Source organism: Streptomyces sp. NPDC002588, assembly GCF_040295925.1.
Classification (GTDB): domain Bacteria; phylum Actinomycetota; class Actinomycetes; order Streptomycetales; family Streptomycetaceae; genus Streptomyces.
The window spans coordinates 150,168-163,134 of record NZ_JBEOWF010000022.1; the positions used below are offsets into that span (position 1 = coordinate 150,168).

Consider the following 12,967-nt stretch of genomic DNA (forward strand, 5'->3'; position numbering starts at 1 on the left):
CCTGCCACCTGTCACATCGCGAAAGGGAGAGAAGGAACAGTCAATGCCCGAACCCACTGCATCGCTCACCGAGTTCATCCGCGCCTACGAGCAGGCGACCAACAGCCACGACATCACCCAGCTCCTCCCACTGATCGCTCCCGAGGCCGTCTACTGGTTCTCCGACGGATCGCACCGCGGCAGCGAAGCCGTCCTCTCCGCCATCGCCGAGACTTTCGCCACCATCCGCGACGAGATCTACCAGATAGACGACCTGGAGTGGATCGCCCACAGCGATGAGCACGCGGTATGCCGCTACCGGTTCACTTGGACCGGAACCGTCGACGGCCAGCCGCGATCAGGAAGCGGCCGCGGTACCAACGTGCTCGTCAACAACGCCGGAACCTGGCAGATGCTTCACGAACACCTCAGCGCGTAACCAGGCGGCAGCACCGATCCACGGGACGTGACAATTTGCTCGTGACGGCGCTGGGTTCGCTCCTTCTGGGACGAGGAAGCCGTCTGGCTCTCCTTCGAGTTGGACACCGATGGCCACGTGATCCGGCAAGTCGAGTTTCACGAGCCCGGAAGCAAGGCTTTGGTCGCTCTTCCAAGACTTCTCGTGTGCGGACTGCCTGCCCGTCATGAAGGCGGCCTGGGGCCCGCGAGCGTTCGGCGGTGAGTGATTAATGCGGTCAACTTGCACTGAAGGACCTCATGCGTGAGTGATGTTTTCGATATTTACGTATGAATTTCAGTGACTTACTGAGTGTATTCTGTTATCATGGTGGGGAGTTGGGTGCACTTGGAGGGTGAGTGAGCCAGAGTCAGGAACCACCGGCCGAGACCGCGATGAACGCGACCGAAGCCCGTACGGAGCTCTTCGCTCTGGTGAAGCGCGCCGAGGAGGACGGGGTCACGACACTGATCCACAAGCGGGAGGATCGCGCTCTGCTGGCACCGCTGGACCGGTTTCCGGCAGCGCGGAAGGCCGACGCGTTCCCGTCCCACGCGCTGAGTGCGGCGCAGAAGGACTTCGGTGAACTCATCACGCTGGCGGCTCAGGGCCGGCCGCAGGTGCTCCGGCGCAGTCGAACCCCGGTCGCGGTGCTGCTGCCCCTCGACACCGGCTCCGCCACCCACTCGTCTGGCCCTTCCGCAGTCATGGGCGCGGCATCCGCAGGAGGTGCGGTGAACAGCCAAGGCAATCAGGAACGCGGCAGCGCGCCGCGCAGACTCGCCACGCTGGGCGACGCCATCGGTGCCGTGCTCGCCTCCGGCCCGACAGGTGGCCCCACGTTCGGGCTGCCCGGCCTGGACGCTGCCACAGGTGGTCTGCAGTCCGGCCGGCTGACGCTGGTCGCCGCCGCCCCCAGTGTGGGTGGAAGTCTGCTGGGCTTGGCTGCCGCACGCCAGACCGCGCTCGTGGACAACCACCGGGTCCTGTACGCGGCGTCGGGGCCGAACCAGGCCGACATCATGCGCCGGATCATCTCCGCGGAGACCGGAGGCGACTACCCGCGCTTGAAGCAGGGCCACCTCACCGCTCACGAGCAGCAAGTGGCCCGGGAGTTGGTCCAGGCGCCGCTGCTGATCGACGACGGCAGTGATCTGACCGCCGAGGCGATCGCGGAAACCGCCCCGTACGTTCAGGACCTGGCTCTGGTGGTCGTGGACCGGCTGCAGGCCGCCCACAACCCCCGGCTTCCACTGTCGGGTGACCGTCTCCCGGCCGCCTCCCAGGTCCTGGCATCCCTCGCGCGCACCCTGCACGTGCCGGTGCTGGTCATCGTGGACTGCGCCGATCCCACGCTCCTGGGTCTCCTGGACGCCGACGTTCTGTTGACGCTCGCACCGGCCGAGGACCCCTCCAAGGTCCAGGTGACGGTCGCGGAGCGCGACTTCGGCGTGATCGGCTCGGCGTACCTGAGCCCCGATCTGCTGCACGCCCGCTTCCTCGACACCGCAGCCGTTGCCCTCGGCCGCACGGGCGGCGAAGGACCCGCGCGGTATCTGGGCAGCGCGGTGGAGCGGGAACTGGCCGAGGCCGCGCTCCCGTACACGTCCGGCGCCCAGCAGGGGCTGCCCGCTTCCGTCACCCATGTGCTGGCGGCGTTGCGCACCGCGCTGGCCAACGGCAACGCAGAAGCCCTGGCGGAACTCGGGGCGTCCCTCGCGGAGGCAGCTTCAACACCGCCGCGGCTGGCAGACACCGCCGAGGGACGTCGTCTCGCCGCCGCGCTACACGCATACAGCACCGCCGCGGCCACCGACACCAAGGGGCAGCCCGCCCCCGACAGCGCGCATGCCCCCGACGACGTCGACGAAGAAGACGAGGAAGACGGCGGAGACGGTCTGCTGCCGGGGGATGAGGAAGACGAGCCCGAGGGAGCGGTCTTCCCCGGTCTGAAGATCCTCAAGGAGGCGGTCGACCGATCGAAGATGCACCCGATCAGAGTGATCCGCGCGGAGGACCGGGACAGCGGCCCGTGGCCCCTGATCAGCGAAGACATGGACGGCGAGCCCCGCTGGGTGCACCCCGACATCACGCTCACACGCGTCCCCCACATCAAGGCCAACGGGAAGCGCGTCCGGCGGGACAAGCTGGACGTCCCCGACTCCTTCGGCGAGGGTGTGATGTGCCTTGTCGACCGTAACGGCAGCTACCCCTCCGCCTGTTCGGCCGTCCCCCTCGCCCCCAACAAGCTCCTGCACACCGGCCCCCTCGAAGCGTTCGACAGGACCCAGGCCGGCATCTACCTCATCGACATCCCCCAGTGGAACCATCCGGACATGCCGCACCCCCTGGGGCGAATCATCGACCGGCCCGACGAGCACGGCCGCGTGTGGGTCACCACCCCGCACATCAAGCAGCTCGAGAAACTCGTCCGCGAAGGCCACCTCGATGCGGCGCCGGACATCCACGACTCCTGGACCGGGAAGGCCAACGAGTCCCTCTTCAAGCCCTTCTACGAGGCCACCAAGAAGGCACGGACCGAGCTCGTCCAGGTCGGTGGCGACCCCTACAAGGCCTACAAGACCCGGCTGTCCATCGCGCTGCGTCTGCTGTGGCCCAAGCGCCAGGAACAGCGTTCTCCGTTCTGGCGGCCGGACTGGCGCATGAGCATGGTCGCCGAGGCCTCCGTCCGGCACTGGTCGGTGGCCTTCCGAGCCGTCCAGCAAGGGCACCGGCTCATCGCCCTGCGCAACGTCGACGCCGCCGTCTTCTGGACACCCCCGGGCGCCCCGCCCGCCACGTACCGGATCGGGACGGGCTTCGGTGAAGTGAAGGCCAAGTTCATCCAGCGCGGGGAGATCGTCCCCGAGGGTGACGACTGATGGCCGGACCCACCGGTCGCGGAGGATCCCTGGGCGCCGCCCTGGGTGACCTCCTGCGCTCCCAGGTCACCTCCCGGCACCGGCTGTCGTCCTACAACGCCCGGCACTGGCATGCGCAGCTAAGCCAGCTGACCGGAACCCACCGCGGATACCAGGCCCTCGAGGAGGCCGGTCTCCACGTGACCACCAAGACCCTCGTCAACTGGCTGTCCGACCCCGAGTACAACATCCGCCGCAGCTACCGCGACCTCATCCACACCGCCTACGAGAACACCGCCATCGTCCCCGCCGACCCCATCCCCGACCACATCAAGAACGGCCAGTTCGAGATCAGCGGCACCGTCAGGACAGGCGACGACGAACGCGAGCGCGGCAACCGGCGGGCCGCACCTCTGCGTATCGACGGCAGCCGAGGCTACTGGGACGCGATCGAGGAACTCTGGCTGGCCGGCGAGCTCACCGACGACGAGTTCGAGGACCGCTTCATCGACGACGTCATCGTGGCAGACATCGGCGAAGGCACCGACGGATGGGACTTCCCCGGAAGTTCGTACGCCGTCGAACTCAGGTGACATTCCCATTCCGCCAGGACGATCAAGCCCAAGGTGAGGCCGAGGTCGGCAAACACGTGTCGTCGAGATCCGGCACACGATGCGACGGCCGGATCGAGGGGAGCGGACGTGGACGGCGAGGAGAGGATCGCGCGGGGGGCCCGGGTCCTCGCCCGTCACCAGGCGGCACGAGCAGACCCTCCCGCCTGACGAGCTCCGCCTCGAAGTCACCCCGGAGGAGGTCGTTCTGCGAGGCGAAGCAGCGGAAGAAGGCGCGGCGGCCGATGCCCGCGGCGGCGGCGATGTCGTCGACGGTCGTGCCGTCGAACCCCTGCCGCGCGGAGAGCTCGCCGGCGTCACCGCACGGGCGCGCGCCCTGGGCACCGAGCCGGTTGTCGACGGCGCCCGCTACCGGCTGGACACCCTCATGGACGGTACCGGGATCTGAGGGTCGGCCACGATCCCCGAAGACGCATACGACGTGGACCAGGCGCTGTTCATCCCGTCTCCCGTCCGGTGACGACGTCGGCATCACCCACCGGTGCCTGCTCGTGAACGAGATCGGGGAGGACGGCGACCTGCTCTTCAGCGGCCACTCGCCCGTGCGGGGGAGGTCCTGGCCGTCACGAGCGCCTCCCGCCGCCGCACCCGCAGTCAGCGCCCGAGCCCCTTCGACGGGCACGTCCTCGCCGACGGCATCACCCGCGGCTCGTGCCGGTTCGCCGCCTACCCCACCCACACCAACGGGTGGCCCGGTCCTGAGGCTCTCGTGGAGTCACAAGCCGGCAGCGGTGAGGATTCGATACATCTGGGTCGCTCGCAGCGCGGAGTTGGCAGCGGCATCGTCGGCTACCTGGGGGTCCGGGTCGCAGAGCAGATGCTCCAGCAACGCGTCCGTGATGTTGGGGTGACGGGCGACCCCGCGGCGCAGGAAGGACTCGGCAGCGGTGGCGAGTTGGTGAAGGTCTGCCACAGGTAGTTCGGGATCTTGCAGGGCCAGGTAGCGCACGTTCGGGCTTGGTTCGTCAACGAACGTGCGCAGCATGTGACGAGGGAAGTTGGGGTGGTCGACGAGCAGCGGTCGGATGTGCAGTACGTCGCCGTGTGCGCGTACCAGCCCCTCCAGGACTTCCGGTGGTGTGTCGGACCTACGGGCGGCAGTACGACGGACCACGAGTTCCGGGTCGTTGTCCAGCCGACGCCATGCCTCTTCAGGTAGGTCGTGGCAGGAGGCCAGTACACGCCGGAATGTCGTGTACTGGCAGTCCAGGTAGGTCATCCGCTCGTTGAGGGGCGCCTCGCGCAGCCAGTCGGGTTCGGCGAAGTTCCAGCTCAGAGCAACGTCGGCCTCGATGCTTCCGTCCGCGCGCTCGGCTTCTACGAGCGCATACAGTCGGTCCCGGGTTTCGGCGTCCACATGGCGACTCTGCGCGGCCGCGACCCGCACGAGCGGGTCGTCGATGTCCAGGAGCCGGGCAACCATCTCTGCCGACAGATGCGGGTTGCCGGCGACAGCCTGATGGACCTCCTCTTCCTCGCTCCGCATCAGCTGCGCAAACTGCTCCGACGTGAGCGGAAGGTAGCGCGCCACGTTGACGCGCACGGCAGGGTCGGCAAGGCAACGCTCCCTCCACTCAGGCGGGACACCCGGTTGCCTGTGCTCTGTGGCGGCTGCACGGACCTGCGGATCCGGGTCGGCGAGTAGTTCCACCTGCACGGCGAGGGGCCGGTCGTACCAGGCTCGCGCGACCGCGGCGCGCAAGCCCGGACCCGGCGCGCTGACGAGTGCCGTCCGAGGCTGGCCGAAGGCTTCCTCCAGGTCATCGATGCCGATCCGCACCTTGCGGTCCACCATGCCGCGGACAAAGTCTGTGTACGCGTCACGGATCGCCGGATCGGGATGTTCGGCGATCCTTCGGCGCATCGCCGGGGAAATCCGGTCCCCGTGAAGCCCCACCGCGGTGCTGTCGTCGCCGTGTGTCAGCAGAGCCTCGACAACAGCGTCCTCCAGCCGCCCGCGACGCAGCGATATCCCGTGTCGGCCGGCCTTGTGTGTGGCCAGGCGTACGAGGACGTCCTGAGGGGCTGTTGGGTTCCGTCCCAGCCCGGACAGCTGGGGGTGATCGAGGCTTGTCATGCGCTCAACCTAGTTGGGCCGCTGCGTGCCAGCCTTCCATCGGTCCTCAGAAGCTGTTGCCGACTGCTGGACCAGTACGCTTTCCGGCCGCCCGCCGCCCCGGCCGCGCAGCCAGCCGGCACCGGCAGCAGCGGCCGGACGACCGCCCACTGCGCGTCCGTCATGCCCGACGGGTGACACGGAAACTGCGGCGGGGGCCTCCTGCTGCTGCCCGCTGATTCGACACCACCGAGCTGTTCGAGCAGCCCAAAGCCTCGCCCGTATGCGCCAAGCGCCCCACGACCACCCGATCGGGCCTCCCGTTCGGTGCGCCTCTCTCAAGATCAGAAAACGACGGCTACTGACTCCGCAGCTGGGCGGTGAACAGCGGCTCCAGGGTGTTCAGCATGAGTGTCTTGGCACGCTCAACTCCGCCCGCGACCCGGCCGGCCATCGCGAGCGACACACATCCGTGAAGGAAAGCCCAGACAATGTCGACCGCCCCCGTGGGGTCGGCCAGCTCGGCGCCCCTCGCCTCCGCAATGCTCTGCAGGGCGGTGCGGAGCGTTCGGAAGGCGGCCTTGGCCTCAAGGGGGGTCTCGGCAGTGCCGAACGGCACCCCGTCCATGCCGTTCATCGCCTGGTAGAGCTCGGACGAGGTGAACGCGAACGCCCAGTACGCCTCGGCCATCGCGGCGAGCCGCTCCGATGCCGGGGCCTGTGCGGCCGCCTTCAGCTGGTCGGTGAGCTCGGAGAAGCCGACCATCATCAGCTCGACGAGCAGCGACTCCTTGCTGGAGAAGTACTGGTAGAGGATCGGCGCGGTGTATTCGAGCTTGTCAGCGATGCGGCGGATCGTGACCGCGTTCCAGCCGTCTTCTGCCGCAATGTTCCTGGCAGCTTCCAGCAGCCGCGCGCGCATCTGCTGACGCTCCCTTTCGCGCCGCTTCTGACTCGCGCTCGGCTCGGGCCGCGCGGGCTTGGCTCTGGTCGTCACGTGTTCGTCCTCCCATTGACACCGGTATTCTATCGCAGTTGTAATTTCTAACATTGATAGCTTTCCAGACACTGTTAGGGAGTCGAGTGTGATCGTCGTCTTCGGCGGTACCGGCAAGGTCGGCCGCCAGATCGTGGACCAACTGCGCAACGACGGGCACACGGTGCGTGTCGTCACCCGCGATCCCTCCTCGGCGAGGGGTGCCGGGAACGTCGAGGTCGTCTGGGGCGATCTGCACGACAGACAGTCGCTCGTGCGGGCCGTCACCGGCGCCAGCGCGATCGTCTGCACCGCTCAGGGCGGTGGCGGCAAGGGAGCGAACGGTCCCCGGGGCATTGAGGGCGCGGGAATCCCAAGCCTCATCGGCGTCGCACAGGACGCCGCGATCGAGCACTTCGTGTACTTCTCGACCGCAAGCGCCCGCCCCGACAGCCCGGTCGAGTTCTTCCGTCTCAAGTTCGAGGTCGAGCGCACGCTGCGTGCCAGCGGACTGGCGTTCTCGATCCTGCGGCCCACCCACCTGATGGACACCTGGGTGGAGATGCTCGCAGAGCCGATCACCAAGAAGGGGAAGGCCATGGTGCTCGGCTCGGGCGCCAACCCGGTGTCGTGGGTGGCCGGCGAGGACGTCGCCCGGGTAGCGGCGGCGCTGGCCGTTCGCCCGGGTGAAGGCTGGTCTGCGGACCTCGGTGGACCCGAGGCGCTGACGCTCACCCAGGTCAACGAGCTCATTGCGGTTTCACTGAGCACGCGGATCAAGGGAGAGAACAAGATGCCGCTCGGCATGCTCCGGGCGATGAGCACACTCCTGAAGCCGTTCAACCAGGCCCTTGCCCGGCAGATGCAGATGGGCGTGCTCCTCGACACCCAGCCGCAACTCGTCGACTCCAGCGCGGTCTGGGCCCGGTACGGCCAGCCGCTGTCGCCATCGGCCTGGCTGGAGCGCAACCCCCCGGGCATCGCGGGAGCCGTCTGATGCACACCGCTCATGGTGTCCGGGGCCGGGCTGGGAAGGTCTGGGCACATCGGCGGGACGGGCCGTCTTCACGCGGAAGCGGCGGAACCCCCGGAGGACCCGGGCAGGGGCAAGCCGACGCGACGGCGCCGGCCGCTTCCAGGGCCTACGAAGATCGTCCGCGAGTGGCCGGGCAGGACGGAGTCGGGTGTGGGCGCACCAGTGGCCGTTCCTTCACGCGACGTTGTTCGACACATCGAAGCGTCAACAACGGCCGCCCTGTTGTCCCGGGAACGAACCAAGATCAGCGGGTCAGATGAACGGCCGAGGTCAAACACCAAGTTGAGGCTTGGGCGGCAGGTGCATGGAGGTGGCCGGGCCCCTGCCGCATGGCCGGCAGCACCTGGTCCTCGAAGGCCCCCGCCGTAGGCGCCGGACGGTGATGTGCGGCGCCCCGCCGCCGGAGAGTCCGGGGCGGGACGCCGAGTGGAGGTGGAGATCAGATCAGAAGGCGCAGATGGCGTAGACGCTGATGCCGACGCTGCTGTAGGCGTTCTGCCTGCCGAGGGCAATCCAGCCGGACCCGTCCGGGGTGGGGAAGCTGCCGACGAGGATCGCGTCGTTGCCCTGGGCTTCGGCTCCTCCGCCGATGACGTGTTTGCCGGCCGGGCAGAACACGGTCCGCCGCTGGAAGTTCGGGACGTTTGCGTTGGGGAGCGTGACGATCTGGTAGCCGTCGACGACGCGGCTCTGTGCGGGCTTGGTGGCGGGGGCGTGTTCGGGGGCTGCCTGGGCGGCCCAGCCGGCTCCGGCGGCGAGGGTGAGCGCCAGTGCGCCGGCGGTGAGGGCCGTCTTTGCTCGCATGTGTCTCCTCCTGGACGTGCGGGACGCTTGTGGTTGGCGTCCCGTCACTGAGGCAACGTTGCCCGGCGCGGGAGATGCGGGCCGGGCCTTTGCTGGTCAAACGCCCTGATCGTGGGAGGCGGGTGTGCAGGCGCGTGAGAGGCGCAGGGCCGGGCGCACGGGCTGGCGGAGGTGTCGATGAAGGCCGTGATACGGGCTGTGAGACGGTCCCGCTGACGACAGGTCCGGTGCTCTCTTGGCTGGGCGGGGGACCGGGCCCTGCGGCAAGCCGGTTCCTCCGGCGTGGCCCCCAGGGCCGGGGCGGCCGATACCGTTGAAGGAGACGCCAGTTCTGCTTTCCGAAGCCCTCGATGAGCGAACATCCGGCCGCACCCGCCCGCCACGCCCGGCAACAATTGGAGCCTGCGGCCGCTGACGCGTTGCGTGCGTACGCTGCCAAGGCCCGTGGACTGCGGACCAGTTCGCCGCGGTCTGGAGGACATCGAGGAGGAGGACTGCTCGCCGTCCGAGCCACTCCTGCCAGTTCCCAATGATGGAGTCAATCGCCTGCAGGCGAGGAAGCGGGCTTGCGCAGCAGCCACTGTCCGAACGTCCGCCGTGCGTGCCGTACCACGACGCGGCCGTGGGTCGTCGTGCCTACCAGCTCCACACGCAGCGTGATCGGCGTCCCGTGGTCTGGAGCCTGATGAATCTTGATCTTGCTGTGTACGAGGCTCAGGGCACCGGTATCGACCACGATGCCTGGCTTGGTGATCAGCGTCAGCTTCTTACCTGCCGTGTTCATGTCGATCCGCAAGGTGTCCTGCGTGATCACTGCCCGAGTGAAGTCGAGTGTCACCGTCCACGCAGGTAGGCGCGGGTACGACTGCTGAGCCCCTGTCGGCGCTGACGCTGTCGGGTGTCGTGCGAGGCCGGCCGGTGGCCAGGCGGGGCACCCGGATCCGTCCCATGACAGCCTCGAACTGGGTGCGGTCGGCCCGCTGACCGGGCGTCAGGACGAGCGAGAGCCCTTCGCCCGTGAACAGCGGCACCGGCGCCGCACAGTGTCCCCCAGCGCAGCGGCAGCCGCCCCCAGGTGCGCCTTTCGCCCTTGAACAGCGGGCCCGCAGCCTGCCCGCAGCCGCGCGATGTCCGCAGCCCTGGGCCCGGTGGCGCCCGCAGGAGCGCGCGCACCACCGACACCTGCGTCACAAGTGCGCGTTTTACGCGTTCGGGTCCCAGTCTGCGAGCTGCTCCATCGGCTCGGTGTCGCCGGTGGTCTCCAGGCCGTCGAGCGGGATGCGCTCGTAGAAGTAGAGGACCAGTTCGCTCGCTGCGCCTCGCATCGCCATGTCGCCCGGCTCCGCGTCGGCGGCGAGGTCGTCGCAGCGGACGCCGTCGGCGTTGAGGGTCAGGCGCCAGGAGCGGCCCTCGGTCGTGTGCAGGTCGATGGTTGCAGGCTTGAACGGCCAGGGGACGGTCGTCGCCGAGACGGTCGTCAGGAACTCGTCGACGCCCTCGACCGCGACGTCCGTCGGCAGCGGCTGTGCGGTGCCCTGGGTGAGCTGGGCGTCGTAGGTGTGGACAGCGATCTCCTGGATCTGGTGCCGGGCCACGGCTCCGCTGGTCTCCGGGGCCTGCGAGCGGCCCCACCAGGTCCAGCAGCCGCGGTCCGGGCCGGCCTCGCGCATCGCGTCGAGCATGAGCTCGGTCGACTCGGCGAGCCAGGCGTCCAGGGCTTCGCGGTCGCGGGGCGCGGTCGGGGCGCCCTTCGGGTCCGTCCTCGCCGGGGGCTCAGCGCCCGGGCCCGCCGCGACGATGGCGGCCTGGCGGCGGCGGCCGTCACCAAGGTGCTGCGCCAGTTCGCGCAGCGTCCAGTCCGGGCAGGTCGGGACCTGGACGTCGAGGTCGGGGGCGGACGCGATCGAAGCGCGGAACGCGGCCGAGCGGTCTTCTATCAGCCGCAGGACCTCGGGGAACTCCAAGATGTTTTGCACGGCGGTTGTGTATCACGGCGTTCCGGCCGCCGGGTAGCGAATTTGTCGGACGAACGCGTCGACGGCCGGGCGGACCGCCGGCGCCGAAGCCGTCCTGAAAATCCGCGCACTGCTCGCCAACGGCGACTTCAACCGCTACGGGACCTACCATCTGGGCCAAGAGCACCAGCGCAACCACCAGCCCCGCTACCAACTCGCTGCTCGACCTACGAAGTCACTCCCAGCAATCCGCACCCCCTGGCCGATGTCAGCGGCCTGAGTAGTGTGTGCGGCCCGGCGGCGCCGGCGCCAGAGGAGTGAAACGAGAGCTAGTACTCCAGTCGTCGATCGCTGGTGCGACGTCCGACCGACCGCGCCTACGGGTGCGTGTCCGTGATCGCGATGACCTCGTCGAGGCGGTCCAGGGCGGCCTGCAGGTCGTCGACCTTGGCCTGGATGCGGTCGCGCTCGGCGCGCAGCATGGCTCGTTGCTCGTCGTCCGTGTGCCCGGTGTCCCAGCATGGAAGGAGTTCCGCGATCCTTCGGCTGCTCAGACCGGCGGCGAACATCTGCTGGAAGAAGCGCACCAGGGTGACGGTGTCCTGCCGGTAGAGGCGCTGGCCGGATGGGCTGCGCTCCGCGATGAGCAGCCCCTGCTGCTCGTAGTAGCGCACGGCGCGTACCGAGACGCCGGCGCCCCGTGCCACCTCGCCGATGCGGACCAGCCGCTCGGCCGCAGCCTCCGTGACGGTCATGGTGATTCCTCTCGTCCCGGTCCTGACGGCCAGCACTTGCCTCTGACGCCAGCGTCAGGTTTTAGCGTACCGGGCATGGATATCAACAACTCCGTCGCCCTTGTCACCGGAGCCAACCGCGGCCTGGGCCGCGCCTTCGCCCAGCGCCTGCTCGAACGGGGCGCCCACAAGGTCTACGCGACGGCCCGCCGACCCGAGACCGTGGACCTGCCCGGGGTCGAGGTGCTCCCCCTCGACATCGCCGATCCCGCATCCGTGAGGGCCGCCGCCGAGGCCGCCCCGGACGTCTCGCTACTCATCAACAACGCGGGAATCAGTACGGGGACCGACCTGGTGACCGGTTCGCTGGACGCGGTGCGGCACGAGCTGGAGACCAACATGTTCGGCCACCTGGGAATGATCCGGGAGTTCGCGCCGGCGCTCGCCAGGAACGGCGGGGGCGCGATCGTCAACGTCCTCTCCGCCATGTCGTGGTTCGGGGGCAAGGGCGCCAATGCCTACCACCTGACCAAGGCCGCCGCCTGGGCCATGACCAACGGCGTCCGCCTGGAGCTCGCCGAGCAGGGCACGCTCGTCACAGCGGTACACCTCGGCCTGGCCGACACCGACATGGCGGCGGGCTGGCCCGTGGACAAGATCGCTCCGTCGGACCTGGCCGACGCGGCGCTCGACGGTGTCGAGGCGGGCTCCGCCGAGGTCCTCGCCGACCAATGGAGTCGGGACGTCAAGTCCCGGCTGCCGCTGACGCCGGAAGAGTTCAACGCCGCGATGGACCGCGCCCTGGCGGCGCTGATGGCGGCCTGAGGGGCCCTCGGGCGGCGCTGACTTCGGTCGGTTGCTTCTTACGGTCGGTCAATTAATGCTCCGTCCGCAGTTGTGGATCTTCATGTTGTGGCCTCGCGTCGGCGGTAGTGGCAGTCGCGGGCGCGGGCCTGGTGTCGGCGACGCCATGGTGACCAGCGCAGGCGATGGTCGCGTTGGTCGTTCGGGTATGCGACGGGCAGGGCGAACAGTCGCTGTATTTCGTTGCAGGTGAGGGGGATGAGTCCGGTGGGGGCAGGGTGTTCGCGGTGCTCGTCGGCACGGATGACGGCCAGGAGGCACCGAGTCTGACAGACAGGCCGTTGTCCAGTGGCTTGAACTGGTGGAACGCAAGGACGTTGATGTCAGTGCCGTCGCTGGCCAACGACGTATGACCGGCGGTGAGCAACGGATAGTCGGCTTCCCTCTCGATGGGCACCTTCACATCCGGGTCTGCCGTGACCTGCACCTCGGAAGGGCCGCCGTACATGCCGAAGGTCTCCATGGCGCATACCTGTTCCGTGCCCGTACAGGAAATAGTGGTCAGGGTTGATCCGTGCCTAGTGCCGCGGCAGGCAGCGTTTGCCCGTCAAGGAGCGGCGTCCGGCGCGTGCTCTCGGCGTGCCGGGTGCAAGCCCTCGTACTGGATGTACTT

At 68.6% G+C, this 12,967-nt stretch carries 12 protein-coding genes and 1 pseudogene; 5 read left to right on the forward strand and 8 right to left on the reverse strand.

All coding sequences use genetic code 11. The annotated features are described in order from the left end of the window. The first annotated feature begins 43 nt into the window (after window positions 1–43). The 3 genes from ABT057_RS25490 to ABT057_RS25500 all read left to right on the forward strand — a co-directional run bounded on the left by ABT057_RS25490 (window position 44) and on the right by ABT057_RS25500 (window position 3,890). Window positions 44–418, forward strand: coding sequence for a YybH family protein (locus ABT057_RS25490; RefSeq protein ID WP_352345884.1), 375 nt, complete (start codon window positions 44–46; stop codon window positions 416–418). 377 nt (window positions 419–795) lie between these two features. Continuing rightward, the gene (locus ABT057_RS25495) at window positions 796–3,318 is read left to right on the forward strand and encodes a DnaB-like helicase C-terminal domain-containing protein (protein ID WP_352345885.1); all 2,523 of its coding nucleotides are present in this window, start codon (window positions 796–798) and stop codon (window positions 3,316–3,318) included. Then, window positions 3,318–3,890: a hypothetical protein gene (locus ABT057_RS25500; protein WP_352345886.1), complete on the forward strand. Its 573-nt coding sequence runs from the start codon at window positions 3,318–3,320 to the stop codon at window positions 3,888–3,890. The genes ABT057_RS25495 and ABT057_RS25500 overlap by 1 nt, the downstream gene beginning before the upstream one ends. A gap of 22 nt (window positions 3,891–3,912) precedes the next feature. Here ABT057_RS25500 and ABT057_RS25505 read toward each other — a convergent pair whose 3' ends face one another. From ABT057_RS25505 to ABT057_RS25515, 3 genes are all read right to left on the reverse strand, one after another. Next, window positions 3,913–4,401, reverse strand: a complete 489-nt coding sequence (locus tag ABT057_RS25505) for a TetR family transcriptional regulator (protein WP_352345887.1) — start codon at window positions 4,399–4,401, stop codon at window positions 3,913–3,915. 243 nt (window positions 4,402–4,644) lie between these two features. Continuing rightward, the gene (locus ABT057_RS25510) at window positions 4,645–6,006 is read right to left on the reverse strand and encodes a variant leucine-rich repeat-containing protein (protein ID WP_352345888.1); all 1,362 of its coding nucleotides are present in this window, start codon (window positions 6,004–6,006) and stop codon (window positions 4,645–4,647) included. A gap of 337 nt (window positions 6,007–6,343) precedes the next feature. Beyond that, window positions 6,344–6,982, reverse strand: a complete 639-nt coding sequence (locus tag ABT057_RS25515; protein ID WP_352345889.1) for a TetR/AcrR family transcriptional regulator — start codon at window positions 6,980–6,982, stop codon at window positions 6,344–6,346. Window positions 6,983–7,070: 88 nt separating this feature from the next. On the opposite strand from ABT057_RS25515, the gene ABT057_RS25520 reads away from it, so the two are divergent. Next, window positions 7,071–7,958, forward strand: coding sequence for an SDR family oxidoreductase (locus tag ABT057_RS25520; protein WP_352345890.1), 888 nt, complete (start codon window positions 7,071–7,073; stop codon window positions 7,956–7,958). A gap of 483 nt (window positions 7,959–8,441) precedes the next feature. Here ABT057_RS25520 and ABT057_RS25530 read toward each other — a convergent pair whose 3' ends face one another. The 4 genes from ABT057_RS25530 to ABT057_RS25550 form a co-directional block, all read right to left on the reverse strand. Beyond that, complete coding sequence (locus ABT057_RS25530; protein ID WP_352345891.1) at window positions 8,442–8,801, reverse strand: hypothetical protein; 360 nt, start codon at window positions 8,799–8,801, stop codon at window positions 8,442–8,444. Window positions 8,802–9,339: 538 nt separating this feature from the next. Further along, window positions 9,340–9,615: a hypothetical protein gene (locus ABT057_RS25535; RefSeq protein ID WP_352345892.1), complete on the reverse strand. Its 276-nt coding sequence runs from the start codon at window positions 9,613–9,615 to the stop codon at window positions 9,340–9,342. Window positions 9,616–10,003: 388 nt separating this feature from the next. Next, entirely contained in the window at window positions 10,004–10,777 is a 774-nt protein-coding gene (locus ABT057_RS25545) for a maleylpyruvate isomerase family mycothiol-dependent enzyme (protein WP_352345893.1), read from the reverse strand. A gap of 356 nt (window positions 10,778–11,133) precedes the next feature. Then, on the reverse strand, window positions 11,134–11,511 hold the full coding sequence (locus ABT057_RS25550; RefSeq protein WP_352345894.1) for a MerR family transcriptional regulator: 378 nt from the start codon (window positions 11,509–11,511) through the stop codon (window positions 11,134–11,136). 75 nt (window positions 11,512–11,586) lie between these two features. Here ABT057_RS25550 and ABT057_RS25555 point away from each other — a divergent pair, with 75 nt between their 5' ends. Then, the gene (locus ABT057_RS25555) at window positions 11,587–12,315 is read left to right on the forward strand and encodes an SDR family oxidoreductase (RefSeq protein ID WP_351482901.1); all 729 of its coding nucleotides are present in this window, start codon (window positions 11,587–11,589) and stop codon (window positions 12,313–12,315) included. An 80-nt stretch (window positions 12,316–12,395) separates the two neighbouring features. Here the strand turns inward: ABT057_RS25555 and ABT057_RS25560 are convergent. Further along, window positions 12,396–12,608, reverse strand: a pseudogene (locus ABT057_RS25560) (IS701 family transposase); the annotation flags it as partial. Window positions 12,609–12,967: the final 359 nt, after the last annotated feature.